A 25,609-nucleotide genomic window follows, 5' to 3' on the forward strand; every position below is an offset into this window, starting at 1 on the left:
GCTTTGCTGAATATAGTATACTTTTCAGGTAAGCTGATTTAGCTCAGTTGGCAGAGCGCATCCATGGTAAGGATGAGGTCGCCGGTTCAATCCCGGCAATTAGCATTAAATAAACAAAAAAGCTCTTGATTTACAAGGTTTTTTTGTTATATCTGCCCCAAATTTTTCAAAGATATTTCTTATGCACCTGTGTAAATAAAAATAATACTCAATGAAAATCAAAGAGCAAACTGGGAAGCTAGCCGCAGATTGCTCAAAGCACTGCTTTGGGGTTGCAGATAGAACTCACGAAGTCAGCTCAAAACATGTTTTTGAGGTTGTAGATGAAACTGACGAAGTTTGAAGAGATTTTCGAAGAGTATAAAGAGTTTTGTCTGTTGACAAAAGTCATTCTCTTTAGTAGAATAGTAGATGCGATGAGTCGATAGGTAGTCTTTGGACTACTATTGAGCATAAGGAGGTCATAACGCAGGAGCGGACCTTGATGAGTTGTGTGAACCTGCTCATCACATGAAGATGCCTCTTAGTCCCTGGTCTAGCGACTGGGGATTTTTATTTTCCAAAAAATGATGAAAAAGCTTTGCAATTCATGGAAAAAGTAGTATAATACATCTATTATAGAAATTTTTAGAAAATTCCGAAAGAGGTTATGTATGGGATATACAGTTGCTGTAGTCGGCGCGACAGGTGCTGTCGGTGCTCAGATGATAAAAATGTTGGAAGAATCAACACTTCCAATCGATAAAATTCGTTTACTTGCTTCTGCACGTTCAGCAGGCAAGACTTTGAAATTTAAAGATCAAGATATTACGATTGAAGAAACGACTGAAACAGCTTTTGAGGGAGTTGATATTGCTCTCTTTTCAGCAGGTGGTTCTACATCAGCTAAGTATGCACCATACGCAGTGAAAGCTGGAGCGGTAGTAGTTGATAATACATCTTACTTCCGTCAAAATCCAGACGTTCCTTTGGTTGTTCCAGAGGTCAATGCTCATGCACTTGATGCCCACAACGGTATCATTGCCTGCCCTAACTGTTCAACAATCCAAATGATGGTGGCGCTTGAACCTGTCCGTCAAAAATGGGGCTTGGATCGTATCATCGTTTCAACTTACCAAGCAGTTTCAGGTGCTGGTATGGGAGCGATTCTTGAAACACAACGTGAACTTCGTGAAGTCTTGAATGATGGTGTAAACCCACGTGATTTGCATGCGGAAATCTTACCTTCAGGCGGTGACAAGAAACATTATCCTATCGCCTTCAATGCTCTTCCACAAATCGATGTCTTCACTGATAATGATTACACTTACGAAGAGATGAAGATGACTAAGGAAACTAAGAAAATCATGGAGGATGATAGCATTGCAGTATCTGCAACATGTGTGCGTATTCCAGTCTTGTCAGCTCACTCTGAGTCTGTTTACATCGAAACAAAAGAAGTGGCTCCAATCGAAGAAGTAAAAGCAGCTATCGCATCCTTCCCAGGTGCTGTTCTCGAAGATGATGTAGCTCATCAAATTTATCCGCAAGCTATCAATGCAGTTGGTTCACGTGATACCTTTGTTGGTCGTATCCGTAAAGACTTGGATGCTGAAAAAGGAATCCACATGTGGGTTGTTTCAGATAACCTTCTCAAAGGTGCTGCTTGGAACTCAGTTCAGATTGCTGAAACTCTTCATGAACGTGGATTGGTTCGTCCAACTGCCGAATTGAAATTTGAATTAAAATAGTTATATCGTTTAGGAGTTCAGATGAACTCCTTCTTTGAAATAGAGAGGTGTTTTCATGTCTTATCAAGATTTAAAAGAGTGTAAAATCATCACAGCCTTTATTACTCCCTTCCACGAGGATGGTTCCATCAACTTTGATGCTATTCCAGCCTTGATTGAGCATTTATTGGCCCATCATACGGATGGAATTCTTCTCGCAGGGACCACTGCTGAGAGTCCAACTTTGACCCACGATGAGGAGTTGGAGTTGTTTGCGGCTGTACAAAAGATTGTCAATGGACGAGTTCCTTTGATTGCGGGTGTGGGTACCAATGATACGCGTGACTCGATCGAGTTTGTCAAAGAAGTAGCAGAATTTGGTGGTTTTGCTGCTGGGCTTGCTATTGTGCCTTACTACAACAAGCCTTCTCAAGAAGGGATGTACCAGCACTTTAAAGCAATTGCAGACGCTTCGGACCTACCAATTATCATCTATAACATTCCAGGGCGTGTAGTGGTAGAATTAACTCCAGAAACCATGCTTCGCTTGGCTGATCATCCAAATATTATCGGTGTCAAAGAATGTACTAGTTTAGCAAATATGGCTTACTTGATTGAGCACAAACCAGAAGAGTTCTTGGTCTATACTGGTGAGGATGGAGATGCTTTCCATGCTATGAACCTTGGTGCGGACGGGGTCATTTCTGTTGCATCCCATACAAATGGGGATGAGATGCACGAGATGTTCACTGCTATTGCAGAAAGCGATATGAAAAAAGCAGCGGCTATTCAGCGTAAATTCATTCCTAAGGTTAATGCCCTCTTCTCTTATCCAAGTCCTGCTCCAGTTAAGGCAGTTCTTAACTATATGGGATTTGAAGCTGGCCCAACTCGTCTACCTCTTGTTCCAGCACCAGAAGAAGATGCCAAACGCATTATCAAAGTCGTCGTAGATGGCGACTACGAAGCGACTAAGGCAACTGTAACAGGCGTCCTAAGACCAGATTACTAATAAGACAATAAAATCCATGACCGAATGAAGGATCATGGATTTTTCTTATTTTCCTAAACAGAATTGGCTAAAGAGTTGGGTGATGAGTTCATCAGGAGCAGCATCTCCAGTGATTTCTCCGAGGATTTCCCAAGTATGGGTCAAGTCAACTTGAAGCAAGTCAACTGGCATCCCTAGTTCCAGCCCTTCATTAACAGCTTGCAAACTTTCAACAGACTTCTCAATCAAGGAAATATGACGGGCATTTGACAAGTAGGTAGCATCTTGCTCAACCAAACCAGCATTTTCAAAGAAGAGGTTGTTGATTCTCTCTTCAATCTGATCGATGTTTTGGTTTTTAAGGACTGAAATACGAATAACGTCTTCAGGTAGTTCCGAAGTTTCAATTTCTTCAGGTAGGTCTGTTTTATTAAGTAGAATAATGCGATTGGTTTCTTGGCTAATCCCAAGAAGTTGTCTGTCTTGCGCTGTCAGCGGTTCACTGGCATTTAGCACCAGTAGAACCAAGTCGGCTTCCTTGAGGGCTTTTTTCGAACGCTCGACACCGATTTGTTCCACGATGTCATCCGTTTCACGAATACCAGCTGTGTCAATCAATTTTAGGGGAACACCGTTGATGTTGACGTATTCTTCGATGACATCACGGGTTGTACCAGCGATATCTGTAACGATAGCCTTGTCCTCACGCAAGAGGTTGTTGAGGAGGCTTGATTTTCCAACGTTAGGACGGCCGATGATAGCAGTGGAAATTCCTTCACGGAGGATTTTGCCGCGACGGGCTGTCCTAAGGAGATTAGTTAGTAATTGTTCAAACTCCATTGTCTTTTCACGGACCACAGCAGTAGTCGCTTCTTCAACATCGTCATACTCAGGATAGTCGATATTAACCTCAACTTGGGCAAGTGTGTTGAGGATTTCTTGACGTGTATTATTGATAAGATCAGAAAGGGAACCATCAAGTTGTTTGACCGCAATGTTCATGGCCTTGTCTGTCTTGGCGCGGATGATATCCATCACTGCCTCGGCCTGTGTCAAATCTACGCGACCGTTTAAAAAGGCACGTTTGGTAAATTCACCAGGTTCTGCCAACCGAGCTCCTTCACGGATCGCTAGTTGGAGAATTTCATTGGTCACCGCAATCCCACCGTGGGTGTTAATCTCGATAATATCCTCACGAGTGAAGGTTTTTGGAGACTTCATAGCTCCAACCATAACCTCGTCCATGACTTTACCAGTCAGAGGATCAATAATGTGACCGTAGTTGAGAGTGTGGCTGGCAACCTTGTTCAAGTCTTTTCCTTTAAAAATCTTTTGCGCAATAGCAAAACTGTCTGTTCCGCTCAGGCGGACAATACCAATAGCCCCTTCACCTAGTGGAGTAGAGATAGCAGCGATGGTATCAAATTCACGTGTAATCATAATATTTCCTTTAATTAATAGCTCTTTTCTTGGAAAATTCTCCAAGTCTCTTTTCAAATTGTAACAAATTTGGACTATTTCTTCAATGGATGCTACTTGGAGATTGAAAAAGCCTAAGCAATTCTGCTTAAGCTAGATTATTTGGTGCGCATTTCCCCTTGTGGGAAATAAGTTCCTTCTGGCATGTCGTTGATGATGACATGGACAGCAGATTGAGGTGCTCCAGTGTTACGGACAACAGCTTCCGTTACTTCCTTAGCAAGAGCTTTCTTTTGCTCGAGCGTGCGTCCTTCAAATAAATCGATGCGTACAAATGGCATAATAGCTTCCTCCACTAGTTTTTGATTTCTTCTATTTTACCACATTTTGCCGTTTAAAGCTTAAGAAAATTATGATATACTAGAATGTAGCAAAAATTTAGAAATGGACGTGAAGCAAGAAACATGGCACAGTTGTATTATCGTTATGGGACCATGAACTCTGGTAAGACAATTGAGATTCTCAAGGTGGCCTATAACTATGAGGAGCAAGGAAAAGGTGTTGTGATTATGACCTCGGCTCTGGATACGCGTGACGGTGTTGGCTATGTGTCGAGTCGAATCGGTATGAAACGCCCTGCTCTTGCGATTGAGGAGACGACGGATATCTTTGGCTATATCCGAGACCTACCAGAAAAGCCTTACTGTGTTTTGGTCGATGAAGCCCAGTTTCTCAAGCGTCATCATGTTTACGACTTAGCTCGTGTTGTCGATGAGTTAGACATACCTGTCATGGCTTTTGGTTTGAAAAATGATTTTCGCAATGAACTGTTCGAAGGCTCCAAATATCTCTTGCTTTTAGCAGACAAGATTGATGAAATCAAGACCATTTGCCAGTATTGTAAGAAAAAGGCTACTATGGTTTTGCGAACACAGGATGGACTGCCCGTTTACGATGGAGAACAGATCCAGATTGGTGGTAATGAAACCTATATCTCAGTTTGTCGTAAACATTATTTTGCGCCAATGATAACCTCTAACAAGGAGCAAAACTATGACAATTGAACTAAGAGATGTTACAATGGAAAATTATTTTGATGTTTTGAATTTGGATGTCAAGGAATATCAAAAACAATTCATTGCAACCAACGCAATTAGTCTAGCTGAAGCATACGTCTACACTAAAAATGGAGATTTTGTAGCTCCATTGGCAGTTTATGATAATGATGCAATTATAGGTTTTGTGATGATAGCTTATGATAAAAAGATCGGAATTAGTAGTGGAAATTATTTACTATTTCGTTTTATGATTGATAATAATTTTCAAAATCAAGGATATTTTAAACCAATTATGGATAAAGTACTAGACTATGTTCGGACAGCGCCAGCAGGTTTAAGCAATAAACTTTGGTTGTCTTATGAACCAGAAAACGAACATGCAAGATATTGTTACCTCAGTTATGGATTTAAAGAAACTGGGGAAATATCCGAGAACGAAGTAGTAGCAATCTATGATTTAACAATTGAGAAATAAGGAGAAAAAATGAACATCTATGATCAACTACAAGCTGTAGAAGACCGTTATGAAGAATTAGGAGAGTTGCTGAGTGACCCAGATGTAGTTTCGGACACCAAGCGTTTTATGGAGCTTTCAAAAGAAGAAGCTTCTACTCGTGATACGGTAACAGCCTACCGTGAGTATAAACAAGTCCTTCAAAACATCGTTGACGCTGAAGAAATGATTAAAGAATCAGGTGGAGATGCTGACTTGGAAGAAATGGCCAAGCAAGAGCTCAAAGATGCCAAGGCTGAAAAAGAAGAATACGAAGAAAAACTGAAAATTTTGCTCCTTCCAAAGGATCCAAATGATGACAAGAACATCATCCTTGAAATCCGTGGCGCTGCTGGTGGAGACGAAGCAGCACTTTTCGCTGGAGACCTTCTAACTATGTATCAAAAGTACGCTGAAGCCCAAGGCTGGCTCTTTGAAGTCATGGAAGCTTCTATGAACGGTGTCGGCGGTTTCAAAGAAGTGGTTGCCATGGTTTCAGGTCAATCTGTTTACTCTAAACTCAAGTACGAATCTGGTGCCCACCGTGTGCAACGTGTCCCTGTGACAGAGAGCCAAGGTCGTGTACATACTTCGACAGCGACAGTTCTTGTCATGCCTGAAGTGGAAGAAGTGGAATACGATATCGATCCAAAAGACCTTCGTGTCGACATCTATCACGCATCAGGTGCTGGTGGACAGAACGTCAATAAGGTTGCAACTGCCGTTCGTATCGTTCACTTGCCAACCAATATCAAGGTTGAGATGCAGGAAGAACGTACCCAGCAGAAGAACCGTGAGAAGGCCATGAAAATCATCCGTGCGCGTGTTGCTGACCACTTCGCACAAATTGCACAAGATGAACAAGACGCTGAGCGTAAGTCAACAATCGGTACTGGGGATCGTTCAGAACGTATTCGTACTTATAACTTCCCACAAAACCGTGTCACAGACCACCGTATCGGCTTGACCCTCCAAAAACTAGATACGATTTTGTCTGGTAAATTGGATGAAGTTGTGGATGCCTTGGTTCTTTATGACCAAACACAAAAATTAGAAGAATTAAACAAATAATGAAATTAGCTCAATTATTTTCAAATTTTGAAGAAGAGTTGATAAGACAAGGAGAGGAAGCAGAAAGCCTCTCTTTTGTCTATCGTAGCCTGAAAAATCTTTCTTTTACAGACTTTGTCTTTGCCCTCCAGCAAGAGGTAATAGAGGAAGAAAAACAATTTGTAGAAGAAGTTTACCAGCAGTTAGCAGCTCATAAACCTGCCCAGTACATCATTGGACAGGCAGATTTCTATGGAATGCAGTTAAAAGTTGATGAGCGAGTTTTGATTCCTCGTCCAGAGACAGAGGAGTTGGTGGAGCTTATTCTTGCTGAAAATCCTGAGACGAATCTGTCAGTTCTGGATATCGGAACAGGTAGTGGAGCTATTGCTCTTGCCTTAGCAAAAAACAGACAAGATTGGTCAGTAACAGCAGCGGATATTTCCCAAGATGCTTTAGATTTAGCTAGCGAAAATGCTAAAAAGCAAAATCTTCAAATATTTTTAAAAAAATCTGACTGTTTTACAGAAATTTCTGAAAAATATGATATAATTGTTTCCAATCCACCCTATATCTCTCGTGAAGATGAGTCAGAGGTCGGTTTGAATGTCTTGCATTCGGAGCCTCATCTAGCTCTCTTTGCAGACGAGGATGGCCTAGCTATTTACCGTAGAATTGCGGAAGATGCAAAAGACTATCTCAAAGATGGTGGTAAGATTTACCTTGAAATTGGATACAAGCAAGGTCAAAGTGTTCCTGAACTTTTTAGGAAACATCTTCCTGAAAAGCGAGTTCGAACACTCAAGGATCAATTTGATCAAGATAGGATGGTCGTGGTTGATGATGGACAGGATTAGACAAGAGTTGGAAAATGGTGGAGCTGTCGTTCTGCCTACAGAGACGGTTTACGGTCTTTTTGCCAAGGCTCTAGACGAAAAAGCAGTTGACCATGTTTACCAACTCAAACGTCGCCCCAGAGACAAGGCACTCAATCTCAATATCGCCTCTCTAGAGGACATCTTGCACTTTTCAAAGAATCAGCCAGCTTATCTACAAAAACTTGTAGAGACCTTTTTGCCAGGTCCCTTGACCATTATTCTCGAAGCTAATGACCGAGTTCCCTATTGGGTCAATTCTGGTCTTGCAACTGTTGGATTTCGAATGCCTAGTCATCCCATTACCCTTGATTTGATTCGAGAGACAGGTCCCTTGATTGGACCGTCTGCCAATATTTCAGGTCAGGCAAGTGGAGTGACCTTTAATCAAATTCTAGAGGATTTTGACCAAGAGGTTTTGGGTTTGGAAGACGATTCTTTTCTAACTGGACAGGATTCAACTATTTTGGATTTGTCTGGAGACAAGGTGAAAATCTTACGCCAAGGGGCCATTAAGCGAGAAGATATTCTTGCTCAGTTGCCAGAGATTTCTTTTGAGGAGGAATGAAATGCTAAGAGATTTACAAGAAACTGATGTGAAAGCTATATGTGACATTAACCAAGATGCTTTGGGCTATTCGTTTAGTCCAGAGGAAACGGTTAGTCAACTAGCTAGACTGTCTCAGGATTCCCATCATTTCCTACTTGGATATGAGGATGCAGCCAGTCATGTCTTACTTGGATATGTCCACGCTGAAGTTTACGAATCACTTTATTCCAAAGCAGGATTTAATATTTTAGCTTTAGCAGTTTCACCTCAAGCGCAAGGGCAAGGTATTGGTAAAAGCTTATTACAAGGGTTGGAAGAAGAAGCAAAAAGACGTGGTTATGGGTTTATCCGCTTAAACTCTGCCGATCATCGTCTGAGTGCTCATGCATTTTATGAAAAAGTTGGTTATACTTGTGATAAAGTGCAGAAACGGTTTATTCGCATCTTTTAGTTTATTTTCTTATTGTAAAACAAACTAAAGGACCAGTCACGCTATAAAGGAGAAGACCTATGATTTTTGATAAAGACGATTTTAAAGCATATGATGCTGATCTCTGGAATGCTATTGCCAAAGAAGAAGAACGCCAGCAAAACAACATTGAGTTGATTGCTTCGGAAAACGTAGTTTCCAAGGCTGTTATGGCAGCTCAAGGGTCTATCTTGACGAATAAATACGCCGAAGGCTACCCAGGCCGCCGTTATTATGGTGGAACTGATGTGGTAGACGTGGTAGAGACTCTTGCTATTGAACGCGCAAAAGAAATTTTCGGCGCTAAATTCGCTAATGTCCAACCTCACTCAGGAAGCCAAGCCAACTGTGCGGCTTACATGGCCTTGATTGAGCCAGGTGATACCGTTATGGGGATGAATTTGGCAGCAGGTGGACACTTGACTCACGGAGCTCCTGTCAGCTTCTCAGGTCAAACTTATAACTTTGTGTCTTATAGTGTGGACCCTGAAACAGAACTCTTGGACTTTGATGCTATCTTGAAACAAGCCCAAGAAGTAAAACCAAAATTGATTGTAGCAGGTGCTTCAGCCTATTCTCAAATTATCGATTTTTCAAAATTCCGTGAAATTGCTGATGCTGTTGGAGCTAAGCTCATGGTGGACATGGCTCATATCGCTGGTTTGGTTGCTGCTGGTCTCCACCCAAGCCCAGTGCCATACGCTCATATCACTACAACAACGACCCACAAAACCCTTCGTGGACCACGTGGTGGTTTGATTTTGACTAATGACGAAGAACTTGCTAAGAAAATCAATTCAGCTATTTTCCCAGGTATTCAGGGCGGTCCTTTGGAGCATGTTGTGGCGGCTAAAGCTGTTTCTTTCAAAGAAGTATTAGATCCATCCTTCAAGGAATATGCTGCTAATGTTATCAAGAACAGCAAGGCTATGGCAGATGTCTTCTTGCAAGACCCTGATTTCCGTATTATTTCTGGTGGGACTGAAAACCACCTCTTCCTAGTGGATGTGACTAAAGTTGTAGAAAACGGAAAAGTTGCTCAAAACTTGCTGGATGAAGTCAATATTACCCTAAATAAAAACTCAATCCCTTACGAAACCTTGTCACCATTCAAGACAAGCGGAATTCGTATCGGATCGGCAGCCATTACTGCGCGTGGATTTGGTGAAGAAGAGAGTCGCAAAGTAGCTGAACTTATTATTAAAACCCTTAAGAATGCAGAAAATGAAGCTGTCTTAGAAGAAGTGAGAAGTGCAGTCAAAGAATTGACAGATGCCTTCCCATTATACGAGGACTAAAACTTTTATGGACATTTATATTAAGAAAGCCATTATTCACCAGTTCAGCCCAGATGATACCGAGCTGTTCCTAGCGGATAAGTTTCTCAATATTACTCCAAAAATCGAAGAATACCTGCGTAGAAAAATTGAACGTGTGTATTCAGATGAAGCCAAGACTGGGATTTTCGAAGAAGAAAATCCCTTCTTCAATCATATCACAGACGATTTGTTGGAGACATCAGTAACACTAGCTAATCTCTGGAAAGAGGAGTTCAGCATTTCAGAAAATCTCAAGACCAATGACTTGATTTTTGTGCAATTTTCTAAAGAAGGTGTAGAACATTTCGCTTTCTTGCGAATTGCTCTGCGTGAGACCTTAACCCACCTCGGTGGAGAAGTTGATAATCCAATCAAGCTGACTCAGAATAACCTGCCTGGATTTGGAACGGGTGCCGACGAAGCCTTGGTGGTTAATCTTCAGAGTCGCAAGTACCATCTGATTGAAAAACGCATCAAGTACAACGGGACTTTTTTGAACTATTTTTCAGCAAATCTCCTTGCCGTAGCCCCTAAGATTTCACCCAAGAAATCTATCAAAGAACTAGAAAAAACGGCTCAGAGAATTGCTGAAACCTTTCACACAGATGATTTTCAATTTCAATCCAAGGTCAAATCAGCGATTTTCAATAATCTAGAAGAAAGCAATGAATTGTCACCTGAAAAATTGGCCAACGACCTTTTTGACAACAATCTGACGGCTCGTTTAAGCTTTATTGACCAAGTCAAAGAAGCCGTACCAGAACCAGTCCAGTTTGATGAAATTGATGTCAGTCGCCAATTAAAGAAATTTGAAAACCAAAAACTCTCCTTGTCAAATGGAATTGAGCTCATCGTTCCCAATAACGTCTATCAAGACGCCGAGTCTGTTGAGTTTATCCAAAACGACAATGGAACTTACTCTATCTTAATCAAAAATATCGAGGATATTCAAAGTAAATAATGTTTAAACGAATTCGAAGAGTGCTTGTACTAGCAGTCTTCCTTTTTGCTGGCTATAAAGCTTACCGCGTTCACCAAGATGTCAAGCAAGTCATGACCTATCAACCCATGGTGCGCGAAATCTTGAGTGAAAAAGACACCCCAGCAAACGAAGAGCTCGTGCTCGCTATGATTTATACTGAAACAAAAGGAAAAGAAGGCGACGTCATGCAGTCTAGTGAGTCTGCAAGTGGTTCCACCAATACCATCAATGATAATACCTCCAGCATTCGGCAAGGCGTTCAAACTCTGACAGACAATCTCTATCTGGCTCAGAAGAAGGGTGTTGATGTCTGGACAGCTGTTCAAGCCTATAATTTTGGACCTGCCTATATCGATTTTATCGCCCAAAATGGCAAGGAAAATACCCTAGCACTGGCTAAACAGTACTCTCGTGATACGGTTGCTCCCTTGCTTGGCAATACCACTGGAAAGACTTATAGTTATATTCACCCCATTTCTATTTTTCATGGTGCTGAACTCTACGTAAATGGAGGAAACTATTACTATTCTAGACAGGTGCAACTCAACCTTTACATCATCAAATGTTTCACTCTCTTTTCAACATCTGGCTAGTCCAGGTGTTTTTGTTATAAGTTTTCTTTAAGATAGATATATTACTCTAGAAAGGTAAAGGAGGAAATTCCCTATGAGAAAGAAACTCTTTCTGACCAGTGCTGCGGTCTTGTGGGCAGTAACAGCTATGAATAGCGCCCATGCAGCAACAGATGTTCAAAAAGTTATCGATGAAACCTATGTCCAACCTGAATATGTCCTAGGTTCTTCATTATCTGAAGACCAAAAAAATCAAACCCTTAAAAAACTAGGCTACAATGCCTCAACAGACACCAAAGAACTCAAGACCATGACACCTGATGTCTATTCTAAGATTATGAATGTTGCCAATGACTCTAGCTTACAATTGTATTCATCAGCCAAGATTCAAAAACTAGGCGACAAGTCGCCACTTGAGGTCAAGATTGAAACACCAGAAAACATCACTAAGGTGACGCAGGATATGTACCGAAATGCAGCCGTAACTTTGGGTGTGGAACACGCCAAAATCACTGTAGCAGCACCTATTCCAGTTACAGGTGAGAGTGCTTTAGCCGGGATTTACTATTCGCTTGAAGCTAATGGGGCCAAGGTGCCACAAGCCAATAAAGAGTTGGCTCAAGAAGAGCTAAAGGCTTTATCAGATATCAATGCTGAAAACAAGGACAAAACAGGCTATGATGCTAATAAATTAAATGTTGCCCTAGCCGATATTAAGTCAGGACTCGCCAAAGCTAAAGAAAGCAAGGGAAATCTGACGGAGGAAGATGTCCGCAAAATCGTTGAAGATACCTTAAAAAATTACAAACTAGATCAGGTTATAACAGGAAACCAGATTAATATCATCATCAATTTTGCTTTGAATCTCTCAAAAAGTGATATCCTCAGCAATGCAGACTTCACTAAAACCTTGAATGACCTTAAACAAAGTATTGTTTCACAAGCTGGCGACAGTTTTAAAAATATCAACCTTAACTTTGATGCCGATAAGGCGCTAGAGGACAGTGGTAACTTCTTAAGTTCCCTCTGGCAAGCCATTGTCAACTTCTTCAAGAGTTTTGGTTCTTAAGAAATTTCATGGTATAATAGATGGTAACCGTAACGTTGCCGTCTTTTTTGTCGGCCAATAGAAAGAGAAGAGAATGTTAAAGAAAAATGATATTGTAGAAGTTGAAATTGTTGACTTGACCCATGAAGGTGCAGGAGTTGCCAAGGTAGATGGTTTGGTCTTTTTTGTAGAGAATGCTTTACCGAGTGAAAAAATCCTTATGCGTGTCCTCAAGGTTAATAAAAAGATTGGTTTTGGTAAAGTTGAAGAATACCTTGTCCAGTCGCCACACCGTAATCAAGATCTAGATTTGGCTTACCTGCGTTCAGGAATTGCGGATTTAGGACATCTTTCTTATCCAGAACAGCTCAAATTTAAAACCAAGCAAGTCAAGGATAGTCTATACAAGATTGCTGGAATTGCAGATGTAGAAGTTGCTGAAACGCTTGGTATGGAAAATCCAGTTAAGTATCGCAATAAGGCGCAAGTGCCCGTTCGTCGAGTGAATGGTGTCTTGGAAACTGGCTTTTTCCGTAAGAATTCCCACAACCTCATGCCTCTAGAAGATTTCTTTATCCAAGATCCCGCGATTGATGAGGTAGTAGTAGCCCTACGCGACTTGCTCCGCCGTTATGATTTGAAACCTTATGATGAAAAGGAGCAGTCTGGCTTGATTCGAAATCTTGTGGTGCGTCGTGGGCACTATTCAGGGCAAATCATGGTCATTTTGGTAACAACTCGTCCCAAAGTTTTTCGTGTGGAGCAATTGATTGAACAGCTAATCAAGCAGTTCCCAGAGATTGTGTCTGTTATGCAAAATATCAACGACCAGAACACCAATGCTATTTTTGGTAAGGAATGGAAGACTCTTTATGGTCAAGACTATATTACTGATCGGATGTTGGGAAATGACTATCAGATCGCTGGACCAGCATTTTACCAAGTCAATACTGAAATGGCTGAAAAACTTTATCAAACAGCCATTGACTTTGCTGAATTAAAAAAAGATGATGTGGTTATTGATGCTTATTCTGGTATTGGAACAATTGGCCTCTCTGTTGCGAAACACATCAAAGAAGTCTACGGTGTTGAAGTGATTCCAGAAGCGGTTGAGAATAGCAAAAAGAATGCCCAACTGAACCATATCTCAAACGCCCACTATGTCTGTGATACAGCTGAAAATGCTATGAAGAACTGGCTTAAAGATGGAATTCAACCAAGCCTTATCCTAGTGGATCCACCAAGAAAAGGGCTCACAGAAAGCTTTATCAAGGCAAGTAGCCAAACAGGAGCAGACCGTATCGCTTATATTTCTTGTAATGTCGCTACTATGGCGCGTGATATTAAACTCTATCAAGAATTGGGCTATGAATTGAAGAAAGTACAGCCAGTTGACTTATTCCCACAAACGCACCATGTTGAATGTGTAAGCTTGTTGGAGAAACGTAGTTAATCCTCAAAAGTTTCCCCAAACCTTTTGAGTTCCACAGACGCATCATGTGGAGGCGGTATCACTGCTTGTACGAGCTGAGGCATCAGTGAAGTAGAAGTAGATGCTCCGCCCATGGGATAGGACTCGTAGAATGAGGAGGGAAACCGACGAAATGATACGGTAAGTCCGAACCACTGAGTGCGTGGCTCTGTTCTTCCGATCTGGGACAGCGAAAAGTAGAAGGGGATGGTATTGGTATCAATCAATGAGTAATAAAGTAACAACATGATTCGAAACATTTGCTTGTAATGTGCGGAGGAACATCAATATGGATGGAATAACAAATGATTCTATAAAAACGGCTAAACTAATGAAACAATTATGGCCCCAATTGACCGATAAAGAAGCTATTGATGAAGTAAAAAAATATACGAATGGCAAAAATACTGCAATCTTTACTGAAGTTGAAGGTGACACAATTGTAGGTCTAGCACTATGTTCACTCAGATTTGATTATGTTGAAGGTTGTAAATATAGTCCTGTTGGATTCTTAGAAGGGATTATTGTCGACGAGGAATATCGTTTAAAGGATATTGCTAAAAATCTCTGTACAAAATGTGAGGAATGGGCGAAAAATAAAGGATGTAAGGAATTTGCAAGTGACTGTACTTTAACGAATACCGATTCTATAAGATTTCATCTCAATATTGGATTTCAGGAGGTAAATAGAATTATTCATTTTAAGAAAAAATTATAATTTAGAAACGTGAATAAACTTGTTTAAACTTTATGTATCTTTAGAAAGTGTGAAAGATTGGACGAACAAATTTTTTTGATGGGTGGAAATCCGCCGATAAAGAACCATACGATTGTTAATAAAATTGTGTCATCAAGGAAGATTGAAAGAATTGTCATTTTTACAGTTTTTCGAGATAATTGGCAACCGTATATGAAAAGGCACACGGAAGTTTTCCGAAGCCATTTTTCTAACCTAAACACTGATTACTTACTCTTGGACACTGAGCAGATTAATTGTGATAGCTATCTAGATGCTGATCTAATTATTATCGGTGGTGGAAATACGGAAAAGTATTTAGCTACTTACGTCAATCAGCAGTTCAAAAATTATATCGATCGTATGCTGAGTAAAGGGGCGAAAGTTATGGGGTTTTCTGCAGGAGCCCTATTATTAGGAGAAAAAGTCTATGTTTCACCTAATGACAATTCAGATCATCAGATAAAGATAAAAAATGGATTAGGACTCTTTAGTCAGTTTTTAATTAGTGTCCATTATGATTCCTGGAATGATAAAGCTAATAAGGATAGAGCTGAAGAACTCATTAATGTTCCCATAATTCCACTAAATGATCATTACTGTCTTGTATTGGATAAACTTGGAAACATCGCAGAGAAAATTGACTAGTTTTAATCATGCGAATCTGAATCTACGAAACTAAAGTATTGGCGAAATGAATAATGAAAAGCCTTGATTGTAAGGCTTTTTTATGTTTTTATGATAGAATATAGGTAGTTATAATCGAGAGCAACTAAGAAGCAGTAAAAAAATATTATACGTAGAATAATCAAGATTAGGAAGATAAAATGACAGAAATTGATAAAAGGAATTTAAAAAATTATCTTTATTGTACATTTGGAATTACTTATATAGCTTGGGGAATTCTTGCCATCTTTACGCAATCTCATATTTTTGGGTTAGAAACGATTATAGGAAGACCATTACATATAGTAGGTGCACTTGGACCAGCTATTGCAAGTGGCTTTTATTTGAAAAGGAATAATATAAAATTTAAACATTTTTTATTTAATAAAAGAAAAAATAGTAGTATTTATTTCATTATTCATTTGTTAGCAATTTTGATACTATTCTCTGTATCTTCCTTAGAATCAAACGGAGTATCAATTTATCTGATGCCGTTATTCTTTATACAATTAATTTTTTTGGTGGTGGACATGAAGAATTAGGATGGAGAGGTATATTACAACCGTTACTTGATAAAAAATATACTTATTGGCAATCTAATTTGATTGTAGGTTCAATCTGGGGAATTTGGCATCTGCCTTTATGGTTTATAGTTGGAGAAAGCCATCAAGGATTTCCTTTTATTTTATTTTTTATATATACATTATTTTTAAGTTTTGTTTTAGGGCTTCTTTATCGTCAAACGAAATCTGTGGGTTACTGTCTATTATTTCATGCATTCGCAAATTTGTTAAATCTCTATTTTGTGTTAAAAATTAATCTTATTTTTATTATCATATTTATTGGTTATTTGATTTATACTATATTGGCGAGTAATAGAATTAGTAAGGAAACAACATTTTAAAATTTAGATCAGGATATCCATTATTGAAAGTAACTTGTGGTCATTCTAGATAATCAATGTTAAAGACTTTTCTATTTGATGAGACATCACTGCTTGTACGAGCTGATTAAACAAGGATGTATCTAGTGAAAGTCCTATAGTAAGGAGTTTAAACATGAAATTCCATGAATTTGGGGATAAGAATTTACCTCCTATCTTACTAATACACGGTGGCGGCAGTTCTTGGTGGAATTATCTTCGTCAAGCACGTATCTTGTCAGAAAAATACCGTATTATTCTACCCACTTTGAATGGCCACGGCGAGGAATATCAACTTGATTATGTTTCTACTGAAGATTCGGCTTTGGAGATTCTAGACTATATCAAAGCAAACTGTGGTGGGAAATTGTTTGCAATCGGTGGTGTTTCACTTGGTGGTCAAATTGCCGTGGAGCTTTTATCTTTAGATAGTGAAATTGCTGAGAAGGCCATTATAGACGGAAGCCTCTGTATTCCTCAACCAAGGTTAGCTAAAATCAGCATCTTTCTAGTGTCTCTATTTGGTAAACTGATGTTCAATAAATTCTCTTGCAAACTTCAGTTAAGCATGATGAACAAACTCTATCCTAAACTCGCTTATCCAGAGGAAATAAAAGCTTATTATTTGGAGGATCTGCCAAGGATGCCTGTTAAAACATTGGTGACCATTTACAAAAACTATATGGGGCGTTACAAGCTGAAAGATATGATTTCTGCTAGCAAGGCTCAGGTTCTGTATATCTATGGTGAAAAAGAATTGAACTGTGTGAAAGAATCAGCGAAATTATTTCATCAGCTACATTCAAATACAATTTTGTATGAGGCAAAGGGCTATAACCACGGCTATTTATCAGCTTACTTGCCTCATGAGTGGATTGATTTGGTGGTGCCATTTTTAAAGAGTGATTCATTAGAAATGTGTAACGAATCCGATATGCCATAAGGAGGAAACGGATGCTAATGATTTATTTCAATATGCCAGTAATCCAGAGGTTGGTCCGATTGCAGGTTGGCCTGTACATACCAGTGTTGAAAACAGCAAGGAGATTATAAAAAGTGTTTTTTCATCACCTGAAACATACGCTGTAGTTTTAAAGGAAACTATGCAGCCAGTTGGTAGCATCGGATTGATGATCGGTTCTGTAAGTAGTATAGGTATTCCCAATAATAATGGGGAGATTGATTACTGGGTAGAAGTGCCGTATTGGGGTCAAGGTCTTATACCAGAAGCAGTTCGTAAGATTGTGAGACATGGATTTTAATGTATTTGTAGATGTCGTTTGCGTATCGGAAAAATGAATACAACAATAAATATTTATTTATGAAGAAGCTGGGAAAAAGTCTTTAAAATCAAAAAACGCATAATATCAGGTGTTGAAAACTTGATATTATGCGTTTTATTGTGGGAAGATTTATTTTATTTTCTCCTGAAGTTGAGTTTTTGCTCAGATTCAATTTTTAATATCTGACAATGAAATTTTTTCTTTAAAGTAATCATCCCACTTATTGGCTTCATCTTTTGTAAAGAGTAGAGAAACAGTTTTAAGTATTGTTTGATGAATATTATCGGCTTCTTCTTTGTCACACCAAATATACATATAGATTGCTTTGAATTCAGATATACATAATTTCTCATAAGTAAAATATGTAGGAAACTGTTTACGAGATAATAATTGGAGCAGTGCTTTGCTGGCATTTTTTTCACGTCTTGCTAAAAGAACAGACAAACAATTAATGACAGTATCAATTTTTATGCGATCTAGATTGTTTCGCAGTTGATTGGGAGTGTTTTTTAAAATACTATCTGTAAATAGGACTATAGCTTCTGTCGTAAAGTGATGAACAATATTTCCTAGCAAGCCAACATCTAAATTGGTCCAATAATCTAAGGAGAAAAAATAATCTGTCAATTCAGAAATAATTTCAGGTGTGGGGTCTTTTTCTTGAAGTTTAGAAATTATAACATCAAGAACTAAAGAGATAATATGGTAGATGTAGTGTTTTTTAGCGACAAAAAACTCTTGAAATGTTTCACGCTTTTGTATGAGAACTGCAATATCTTGAGTTTGTAGAGCGTTCTCCACTTGGGTCATCAATTCTAGAAACTCTGCATCTTGAAAAGCACTCCATTCAAATACTTCGTTGATTTCAACAACCATAAAACCAAGTAATTGTAATAACACATCATTAGATAGATTTGTTTTCCCTTTTTCAAAATCAGAAATGCTACTTGCGCTGCCTGCGACATTGGCTAGATCTCGTAGTGATAGCTTGCGTTGTTTTCGAATGGCTTTAAATTTTTCTTGAATATTCATGTACGGATTTCCGAATTTCTTCTTTACACTTTTTTTAATATTATATAATAATGGTATCAAAATTGAAAGGAGTTTTATTATGGTTATCCAAGAAATTGTCGAACACGACATGGAACAAGACTATGGTATTGAATTTAATAATTTAGTCTGTGGTGCTGGTTGCTAGTAATTTTATTAGCTAAATTGTTATTTAATTGAACAGTAAAATTCCACATATTTTTGAGATACACTGTTTAATTAGAGTGTTAAAAGGTAATAAAAATATGCTTTTATTATCTCAGTGTATTGTAGTGTGCAGAGTACGATTTTGGGATTAACTCTGCACGCTGTTTCTTGATGGAGAAGATGAGATGAAGTATTCAAATTATGTAATAGAATTGAAAAAAGAAAATCATACCTTCTTATTTAATACCAAGAACAATATTTCTTTGAAAATTGAAAATAAACTTTTGGATAAGATTGAGAAGGATAATCATATCAAAAGCGAGTTTGAATCTTTTTTAAAATCTCAAGATTTTGATGAAAAAGAAAATGAGTTAGACAAAATGATTGAGTTATTTAGGAAAAGGGATGAAACAACTTTGAGAATTATTATTTTAGCTCATGGTGATTGTAATTTTAGATGCAAATATTGTTATGAAAAATTTTCAAATTGTACTATTACATCTCAAAAAACTGGAATAATAGATTTTGTAAATCAAAAATTATCTGAGAAAAACTTTGAAGACTTACATGTATCTTGGTTTGGAGGAGAACCATTACTAGGATATCGAGATATTTTAGATCTTTCAAAGGAATTGATTGCAATTTCTCAAAAGTTAGGGATTCGCTATCACGCTGATATGACAACGAACGGATATTTGTTAAATCGTACAGTATTAGATCGATTAGTGACAGAATGTTACGTGAAAACATACCAAGTTACAGTAGATGGTTCTCGTGAAGGGCATGACAATCAGCGTATTTTGAAAAATGGTCATGGTTCCTATGATCGCATTATGAAAAACTTAAAAAATGCAATAAATTTAGAATCTCAATTCCACGTTATGATTCGCTTGAATGTTTCTCAGGAAAATTATAAGAATATTGAAAAATTTTTATTAGAAGATGCACAGGTTTTTAAAAATGATAAGCGATTTCATCTGCTATTTCGAAATGTAGGAGATTGGGGATGCGGTGATAGAAAAGAGGGATACGAGGTAAAACGATTTGAGTCAGATGTTTCTTTTGAATTATCAAAAAGTGCAATTAAATTAGGGTACAGATTATTTGATGATTTTGTATTCAGAAGTAATTATTCATCATGTTATGCTCAAAAACCAAACTCTTATACGATTGACACAAAAGGGAATCTATTAAAATGCACGGTTAGTCTTTATGACGAAGAAAATAAAATAGGTGAACTAGGAAATAGTGTCATTAATGAGAACAATCAAAAAAGATGGGTACATTCTTATCAATTTGACTCAAAATGTCAAAAATGTCAATTATTGCTAGTTTGTAAGGGTGGAGCTTGCCCTAAGAGAGATATTTTCAATGAGACTAGTTTTGAGGAAAAATGCTTCAAAATGAGAAGAAATATTATGAATAATTTTGAGTTGTCAATTTACTCAAATAATATAAATTATGAATTGAAAGCTAACTAATATGAAAATAATCGTAAAAATCATTTCAAAATGGAAACTACTTGGTTTCGTTATCTTTGCTTTACTGTACTCTTGTCAGGGCTTGTTGATTTCACTGATTATCCAAATGGCCGGCTCTGTGGACATTGAGAATAGAGGGATGATTGTAATCTTTGGATTGTTGAGTCTTACTTTCTTTATCTTTATTTATATTTGCATGTACCTCAATAACATTCTTCTACGTTCCATCATCAAAGATATCAATTTGTTTATTTCTAAGAAAGCTTTGCGTTTATTTGCAGACAAAAGATTGGAGTATTCAGCATCTGAATTTAATTCTTTTTTAACCCAAGATATTCCAATGTTTTGGAAGGAATATTTATCTCCACTTTTTTTATATCCTATATTTGGCACCTCTATTCTAGTGTCTGTCATGTATTTAGTATCACAGGATGTTGTGGTTGGTCTACTCTTTACCATAGGTGGTTTTCTCATGATCATGCCTCAATTTGTTTTTCATAAACTATTGAAAAGACGTGGTGAAGAGCTGAGTAAAGCAAGAGAAATCAGTTTAGCCAATATCACAGATTTTTCAGCAGGGATTGATACTATTGTTTCAAACAGAGCTGACCAAGAATATTGTCAACATGTTTATGATGCCATTGATCAGATGGAGTCTGGTCAATATCGTTACTATACAAGTCATAATTTGGTTATGTTTTGGACAGGTCCTTTGAAAGGGCTAGGGCTAGTGGGGCCTCTTGTGATTGGAATGGTGATGATGTCTACCACCCATCTTTCCTTGACTGTTTTGATTGCCATGATGACAGCATCTATGAATCTGATTTCTCCATTGCAACAACTCTTGGAAGCAACCTCTACGCTTCAATCAGCGACAGTAGTAAAAGAAAAAGTGCTGAATATTCTTTTAAAAGAGGATATTAAACGGGAAGAGGTATCTGAAACATTCCCAACCACTCTCGGAATAGCTATAAAAAATGTTAGCAAGAAATATGCAGATAAGATTATTTTTGATGATATAAGTGTAAGTATGGAAGCTGGGAATCGAGTCTTGCTTACAGGAGCCAGCGGTAGTGGCAAATCAACCTTGTTTCACATCTTGACTGGGGATGATAGAGACTATGACGGAGAGATTTGCTTTTTAGGTAGGCATGGCAAGCAGTATGCCCCCAGTCATGAGTTGGTATCCACTATTCATCAAAAACCTTATATTTTCAAAGGGACGTTACGGACAAATGTATCTCTTTACCAAAATCATAACGATAATGATATCAGAAAGGTACTGCAAAGGGTTCAACTATGGGATGAACTGGGTCAGGATCTTGATTATTATCTCGATGGAAACAATCTTTCAGGTGGACAGATGATGAAAATCGAGATTGCTAGAGCGTTGTTGAGACCAAGATCAATTTTACTAGCAGATGAAATCACCGCTGCACTAGACAAACAAAATGCAGACGAAATCCATAAATTGCTATTTTCTCAGCCAGCTACCATTTTAGAAATCGCCCATAAGTTTCATCAGGATGAATATGAGAAAGTTTATATATTAAAGAATGGTAAAGTTCTGGAAAGTAACTAAGAAGAAACTTCTAAATAATTTAGGAATTAGGGTAAAAAAGTAGCTGAGCAAGATTGTTCAGCTGTTTTTAATTGGATAAAGGATAAGGCCTACTCTTACTTGGATGAACCCTTAAAGGATGTACTCAGGCGATGGGATAATATGGTTGATATAAAATAAAAGAGTTTAAATCTACAGTACTTCATATTTCTCTTTTCCGTATTTTCATTGTATAATGTTAGTAAATTTACTTGCATACGATGAAATGTAACCATTTCTAACGAAGATTAAGGAGAAATCAATGAAAAAAGCAATGGTAATTATCAACCCTACTTCTGGTGGCGAGAAGGCTTTGGATTACAAAGATAAGCTGGAAAATAAAGCAAAAGAATACTTTGAGCATGTGGAAACCAAAATTACAGAAAAAGCGCTGGATGCAACACATTTTGCTGAAGAAGCTTCTCGTGAACAGTACGATGCAGTGGTTGTGTTTGGTGGAGACGGGACCGTCAATGAAGTCATTTCGGGTATTGCTGAGAGAGACTACATTCCTAAGTTAGGGATTATCCCAGGCGGTACGGGGAACCTCATTACAAAACTATTGGAAATCAATCAAGACATCGATGGCGCAATTGACGAACTGGATTTTGATTTAACTAATAAGATTGATATCGGTAAAGCGAATGACAATTATTTTGGCTATATCTTTAGTATCGGTTCTGTTCCAGAAGCGATTCACAACGTTGAAATCGAGGACAAGACAAAATTCGGTATTTTAGCCTATGCTGTAAATACCATGAAGTCTGTCATGACAGATCAGGTCTTTAACATTAAGGTTGAGACAGAAAATGGAAATTATGTTGGTGAAGCTAGTCATGTTTTGCTTCTCTTGACAAATTACTTCGCCGATAAGAAAATCTTTGAAGAAAACAAGGACGGCTATGCCAACATTTTGATTCTGAAAGATGCCTCTATATTCTCTAAATTATCCGTTATTCCTGATTTACTAAAAGGAGATGTTGTCGGCAATGATAATATAGAGTATATCAGAGCGCGCACTATTAAAATCTCTTCAGATAGTGAATTGGAGTCAGATGTTGACGGCGATAAATCGGATAACCTACCTGTAGAAATCAAAGTCCTAGCTCAGCGAGTAGAAGTATTTTCAAAACCGAAAGAGTAGAAGGTAAAAATTAGTTTATTATTCATAACGAAATTAAGTTCTATATCAACGATTGGAGGAGGAATGAATTCTCTATTTGATGAATTTCGAACAATTTGTTCTCATTTAAACCAAGTCGAAATCACACCGACTCTCATGGGGTCTTTGGGGTTTGAATACCGATCAAATGAAGAATGGGGGCCGTCTGACATTGACATTCATGTGCCTGGTGATCCTAGAGGTTGGGAAGCACCTGATCATCTCAGAATTTATGAGTGGGACAAGATAATGAAAGTGATGAAACACTTAGACTATGCCTTAATAGATATTCATGAGCATGAATTCAAAAAAGATGGTCTGAGTGTTGAATTCGGAAGTATCGATTCTTTACCTGATTTTGCAGGAGTTTCGGAATCGGATATAGAGTTGATTCATCTCGAAAACATCACTTTTCGCATTCCAAATCTAGAACAGTTTTTAAGTATTTACAAAGCTTCTTCCCAAGATTCTTATCGAAATGAGCACAATAACAATAAGGATTTTAAAAAAATTGAGTGGCTGGAAAGACATTTGTAAATCATCATTTGAAAAGTAGCAAGTTGTAAGACTGGCTGCTTTTTTATTTATAGAACCAAACCACTAAAATCTACGGACAAGCCTTGAAAATAAAATACGAAAGTAGTATACTAGAATCACAATTATGAAAACGTTTGCGTCGTAAATGCAACCAAGTAAATCAGGAGACAAATACAGTGGAATTAACAGCCATTTACCATAGGCCAGAGTCTGAGTTTGCCTATCTTTACAAGGATAAGAAACTTCATATTCGGATTCGAACTAAGAAAGGGGACATTAAAAACATCAACTTGCATTACGGGGACCCTTTTATCTTTATGGAGGAGTTTTATCAAGATACAAAAGAAATGGCCAAGCTGACTTCTGACGCTTTATTTGACTATTGGCAGATTGAAGTGTCCGTTGACTTTGCGCGTATCCAGTATCTCTTTGAACTCACTGATACAGAAGGCCAGAGCATTTTGTACGGCGATAAAGGCTGCGTTGAAAATTCTCTAGAAAATCTTCATGCTATTGGAAATGGCTTTAAGTTGCCTTATATACATGAAATTGATGCATGCCAGGTTCCTGACTGGGTTTCAGATACGGTGTGGTATCAAATATTTCCTGAGCGGTTTGCCAATGGAAATAATCTATTAAACCCAGAAGGGACTTTAGGCTGGGATTCATCTATCACACCTCAAAGTGATGATTTCTTTGGGGGTGATTTACAGGGGATTATTGATCATCTGGATTACTTGCAAGACTTGGGCATTACTGGTCTTTATCTCTGTCCCATATTTGAATCGACGAGCAATCACAAGTACAATACGACGGATTATTTTGAAATTGACCGTCATTTTGGAGATAAAGAAACCTTCCGTAAACTGGTTGAGCAAGCTCATCAGCGTGGCATGAAAATCATGCTGGATGCTGTATTTAATCATATTGGTTCGCAATCTCCCCAATGGCAAGATGTTGTCAAAAATGGTGAACAGTCTTCTTATAAGGATTGGTTCCGTATTCAACAATTCCCAGTGACGACTGAAAAGCTATCCAACAAGAGAGAGTTGCCTTATCATGCTTTTGGTTTCGAGGACTATATGCCTAAGCTAAATACAGCCAATCCAGAGGTCAAAGACTATCTTTTAAAGGTTGCGACTTATTGGATTGAAGAGTTTAATATTGATGCTTGGCGTTTGGATGTGGCTAATGAGATTGACCATCAGTTTTGGAGGGATTTTCGCAAGGCAGTTCTAGCTAAGAGGCCTGATCTTTATATCCTTGGAGAAGTCTGGCATACGTCTCAGCCTTGGCTAAATGGCGATGAGTTTCATGCGGTCATGAATTATCCTTTATCTGATAGCATCAAGGACTATTTTTTACGAGGTATTAAGAAGACGGAACAGTTCATCGATGAAATCAATGGCCAGTCTATGTATTACAAGCAGCAGATTTCAGAGGTCATGTTTAATCTCTTGGATTCGCATGATACAGAGCGAATCTTGTGGACTGCCAATGAGGATGTTCAACTGGTTAAATCAGCTCTAGCCTTTCTCTTTTTACAAAAAGGAACACCCTGCATCTATTACGGAACCGAGTTAGCTTTAACCGGAGGACCAGACCCAGATTGTCGACGTTGTATGCCTTGGGAACGTGTATCAAGTGACAATGATATGCTGAACTTCATGAAGAAGCTAATTAAGATTCGCAAACATGCGTCAGCAACTATTCAGCATGGCAAGTATAGCCTAAAAGAAATCAAACAAGATGTAGTGGCCTTGGAGTGGAAATACGAAGGACAGGTTCTCAAAGCAATATTCAACCAATCAACAAAAGATTATATTGTAGAGAAAGAAGCAGTAGCACTAGCAAGCAATTGCCAAGAATTGGAGAATCAGCTTGTCATCTCTCCAAAAGGATTTGTGATTTTTCATTAAAGAGCAATTATGAGCGACAGGAAAGTTGTAGTATAGAGAAGATTTTACAAACAGACTATTTGTCGCCTTGCTACAAATGATATATAATTTAAATTAGAGA

At 38.2% G+C, this 25,609-nt stretch carries 25 protein-coding genes, 1 tRNA gene and 2 pseudogenes; 25 read left to right on the top strand and 3 right to left on the bottom strand.

The features are described 5' to 3' along the window. The first annotated feature begins 32 nt into the window (after positions 1-32). From SK629_RS05415 to dapA, 3 genes are all read left to right on the top strand, one after another. Positions 33-105 (top strand) — tRNA-Thr (locus tag SK629_RS05415). 548 nt (positions 106-653) lie between these two features. Beyond that, positions 654-1,730: an aspartate-semialdehyde dehydrogenase gene (locus SK629_RS05420; protein ID WP_042900937.1), complete on the top strand. Its 1,077-nt coding sequence runs from the start codon at positions 654-656 to the stop codon at positions 1,728-1,730. A 55-nt stretch (positions 1,731-1,785) separates the two neighbouring features. Continuing rightward, entirely contained in the window at positions 1,786-2,721 is a 936-nt protein-coding gene (dapA, locus tag SK629_RS05425) for a 4-hydroxy-tetrahydrodipicolinate synthase (protein WP_000121608.1), read from the top strand. A 45-nt stretch (positions 2,722-2,766) separates the two neighbouring features. On the opposite strand, the gene mnmE is transcribed toward dapA, so the two are convergent. Together mnmE and SK629_RS05435 are read right to left on the bottom strand one after the other, a co-directional pair. Then, positions 2,767-4,140 (bottom strand): tRNA uridine-5-carboxymethylaminomethyl(34) synthesis GTPase MnmE, encoded by a 1,374-nt coding sequence (mnmE, locus tag SK629_RS05430; RefSeq protein WP_042900938.1) that lies wholly within the window; start codon positions 4,138-4,140, stop codon positions 2,767-2,769. Positions 4,141-4,277: 137 nt separating this feature from the next. Continuing rightward, positions 4,278-4,460, bottom strand: coding sequence for a 4-oxalocrotonate tautomerase (locus SK629_RS05435; protein ID WP_001117401.1), 183 nt, complete (start codon positions 4,458-4,460; stop codon positions 4,278-4,280). A gap of 123 nt (positions 4,461-4,583) precedes the next feature. Between SK629_RS05435 and SK629_RS05440 the strand changes: the two genes are divergently transcribed. The 16 genes and pseudogenes from SK629_RS05440 (at position 4,584) to SK629_RS05515 (ending at position 17,592) form a co-directional block, all read left to right on the top strand. Beyond that, complete coding sequence (locus SK629_RS05440) at positions 4,584-5,183, top strand: thymidine kinase (RefSeq protein ID WP_000068144.1); 600 nt, start codon at positions 4,584-4,586, stop codon at positions 5,181-5,183. After that, the gene (locus SK629_RS05445) at positions 5,173-5,652 is read left to right on the top strand and encodes a GNAT family N-acetyltransferase (protein ID WP_042900939.1); all 480 of its coding nucleotides are present in this window, start codon (positions 5,173-5,175) and stop codon (positions 5,650-5,652) included. The genes SK629_RS05440 and SK629_RS05445 overlap by 11 nt, the downstream gene beginning before the upstream one ends. 9 nt (positions 5,653-5,661) lie before the next feature. Continuing rightward, the gene (prfA, locus tag SK629_RS05450; RefSeq protein WP_042900941.1) at positions 5,662-6,741 is read left to right on the top strand and encodes a peptide chain release factor 1; all 1,080 of its coding nucleotides are present in this window, start codon (positions 5,662-5,664) and stop codon (positions 6,739-6,741) included. Continuing rightward, entirely contained in the window at positions 6,741-7,577 is an 837-nt protein-coding gene (gene prmC / locus SK629_RS05455) for a peptide chain release factor N(5)-glutamine methyltransferase (protein WP_042900942.1), read from the top strand. Before prfA ends, prmC begins: the two co-directional genes overlap by 1 nt. Next, positions 7,561-8,163, top strand: a complete 603-nt coding sequence (locus SK629_RS05460) for an L-threonylcarbamoyladenylate synthase (protein ID WP_042900943.1) — start codon at positions 7,561-7,563, stop codon at positions 8,161-8,163. Before prmC ends, SK629_RS05460 begins: the two co-directional genes overlap by 17 nt. A 1-nt stretch (position 8,164) precedes the next feature. Continuing rightward, positions 8,165-8,596 carry a GNAT family N-acetyltransferase gene (locus SK629_RS05465; RefSeq protein WP_042900944.1) on the top strand — a complete coding sequence of 144 codons (432 nt, stop codon included), beginning with the start codon at positions 8,165-8,167 and terminating at the stop codon, positions 8,594-8,596. 59 nt (positions 8,597-8,655) lie between these two features. Next, the gene (glyA, locus tag SK629_RS05470) at positions 8,656-9,912 is read left to right on the top strand and encodes a serine hydroxymethyltransferase (RefSeq protein ID WP_042900945.1); all 1,257 of its coding nucleotides are present in this window, start codon (positions 8,656-8,658) and stop codon (positions 9,910-9,912) included. Positions 9,913-9,919: 7 nt separating this feature from the next. Beyond that, entirely contained in the window at positions 9,920-10,894 is a 975-nt protein-coding gene (locus SK629_RS05475; RefSeq protein ID WP_042900946.1) for a nucleoid-associated protein, read from the top strand. Continuing rightward, on the top strand, positions 10,894-11,508 hold the full coding sequence (pmp23, locus tag SK629_RS05480; RefSeq protein ID WP_042900947.1) for a cell wall hydrolase Pmp23: 615 nt from the start codon (positions 10,894-10,896) through the stop codon (positions 11,506-11,508). Before SK629_RS05475 ends, pmp23 begins: the two co-directional genes overlap by 1 nt. A gap of 73 nt (positions 11,509-11,581) precedes the next feature. Then, a complete protein-coding gene (locus SK629_RS05485; protein ID WP_042900948.1) occupies positions 11,582-12,556 on the top strand; it encodes a DUF1002 domain-containing protein in 975 nt (324 codons plus the stop codon). Positions 12,557-12,629: 73 nt separating this feature from the next. Then, positions 12,630-13,988, top strand: a complete 1,359-nt coding sequence (gene rlmD / locus SK629_RS05490; protein WP_042900949.1) for a 23S rRNA (uracil(1939)-C(5))-methyltransferase RlmD — start codon at positions 12,630-12,632, stop codon at positions 13,986-13,988. A 307-nt stretch (positions 13,989-14,295) separates the two neighbouring features. Then, positions 14,296-14,724: an aminoglycoside 6'-N-acetyltransferase gene (gene aac(6') / locus SK629_RS05495; RefSeq protein WP_042900950.1), complete on the top strand. Its 429-nt coding sequence runs from the start codon at positions 14,296-14,298 to the stop codon at positions 14,722-14,724. Between the two features lie 57 nt (positions 14,725-14,781). Beyond that, positions 14,782-15,390 carry a Type 1 glutamine amidotransferase-like domain-containing protein gene (locus tag SK629_RS05500; RefSeq protein WP_042900951.1) on the top strand — a complete coding sequence of 203 codons (609 nt, stop codon included), beginning with the start codon at positions 14,782-14,784 and terminating at the stop codon, positions 15,388-15,390. Positions 15,391-15,569: 179 nt separating this feature from the next. Further along, positions 15,570-16,312 (top strand): annotated as a pseudogene (locus SK629_RS05505) (CPBP family intramembrane glutamic endopeptidase). A 154-nt stretch (positions 16,313-16,466) separates the two neighbouring features. Continuing rightward, the gene (locus tag SK629_RS05510) at positions 16,467-17,273 is read left to right on the top strand and encodes an alpha/beta hydrolase (protein WP_042900952.1); all 807 of its coding nucleotides are present in this window, start codon (positions 16,467-16,469) and stop codon (positions 17,271-17,273) included. Then, positions 17,263-17,592 (top strand): GNAT family N-acetyltransferase, encoded by a 330-nt coding sequence (locus SK629_RS05515; RefSeq protein ID WP_042901554.1) that lies wholly within the window; start codon positions 17,263-17,265, stop codon positions 17,590-17,592. The genes SK629_RS05510 and SK629_RS05515 overlap by 11 nt, the downstream gene beginning before the upstream one ends. Before the next feature lie 189 nt (positions 17,593-17,781). Here the strand turns inward: SK629_RS05515 and SK629_RS05520 are convergent, their stop codons facing one another. Continuing rightward, positions 17,782-18,645 (bottom strand): helix-turn-helix domain-containing protein, encoded by an 864-nt coding sequence (locus SK629_RS05520; RefSeq protein ID WP_042900953.1) that lies wholly within the window; start codon positions 18,643-18,645, stop codon positions 17,782-17,784. 350 nt (positions 18,646-18,995) lie between these two features. On the opposite strand from SK629_RS05520, the gene SK629_RS05525 reads away from it, so the two are divergent. The 6 genes and pseudogenes from SK629_RS05525 to SK629_RS05545 all read left to right on the top strand — a co-directional run bounded on the left by SK629_RS05525 (position 18,996) and on the right by SK629_RS05545 (position 25,509). Then, positions 18,996-20,291, top strand: coding sequence for a radical SAM/SPASM domain-containing protein (locus tag SK629_RS05525; protein ID WP_042900954.1), 1,296 nt, complete (start codon positions 18,996-18,998; stop codon positions 20,289-20,291). A 1-nt stretch (position 20,292) separates the two neighbouring features. Next, positions 20,293-21,873, top strand: a complete 1,581-nt coding sequence (locus SK629_RS05530; RefSeq protein ID WP_042900955.1) for an ATP-binding cassette domain-containing protein — start codon at positions 20,293-20,295, stop codon at positions 21,871-21,873. A gap of 69 nt (positions 21,874-21,942) precedes the next feature. Further along, a pseudogene (locus tag SK629_RS12115) lies at positions 21,943-22,032 on the top strand (ADP-ribosylglycohydrolase family protein); the annotation flags it as partial. Positions 22,033-22,153: 121 nt separating this feature from the next. Further along, positions 22,154-23,035, top strand: coding sequence for a diacylglycerol/lipid kinase family protein (locus tag SK629_RS05535; RefSeq protein ID WP_042900956.1), 882 nt, complete (start codon positions 22,154-22,156; stop codon positions 23,033-23,035). 63 nt (positions 23,036-23,098) lie between these two features. Further along, positions 23,099-23,590, top strand: a complete 492-nt coding sequence (locus tag SK629_RS05540; RefSeq protein WP_042900958.1) for a hypothetical protein — start codon at positions 23,099-23,101, stop codon at positions 23,588-23,590. 176 nt (positions 23,591-23,766) lie between these two features. Beyond that, positions 23,767-25,509: a glycoside hydrolase family 13 protein gene (locus SK629_RS05545; protein WP_042900959.1), complete on the top strand. Its 1,743-nt coding sequence runs from the start codon at positions 23,767-23,769 to the stop codon at positions 25,507-25,509. Positions 25,510-25,609: the final 100 nt, after the last annotated feature.

It is taken from the genome of Streptococcus mitis (genome assembly GCF_000722695.1).
Classification (GTDB): domain Bacteria; phylum Bacillota; class Bacilli; order Lactobacillales; family Streptococcaceae; genus Streptococcus; species Streptococcus mitis_O.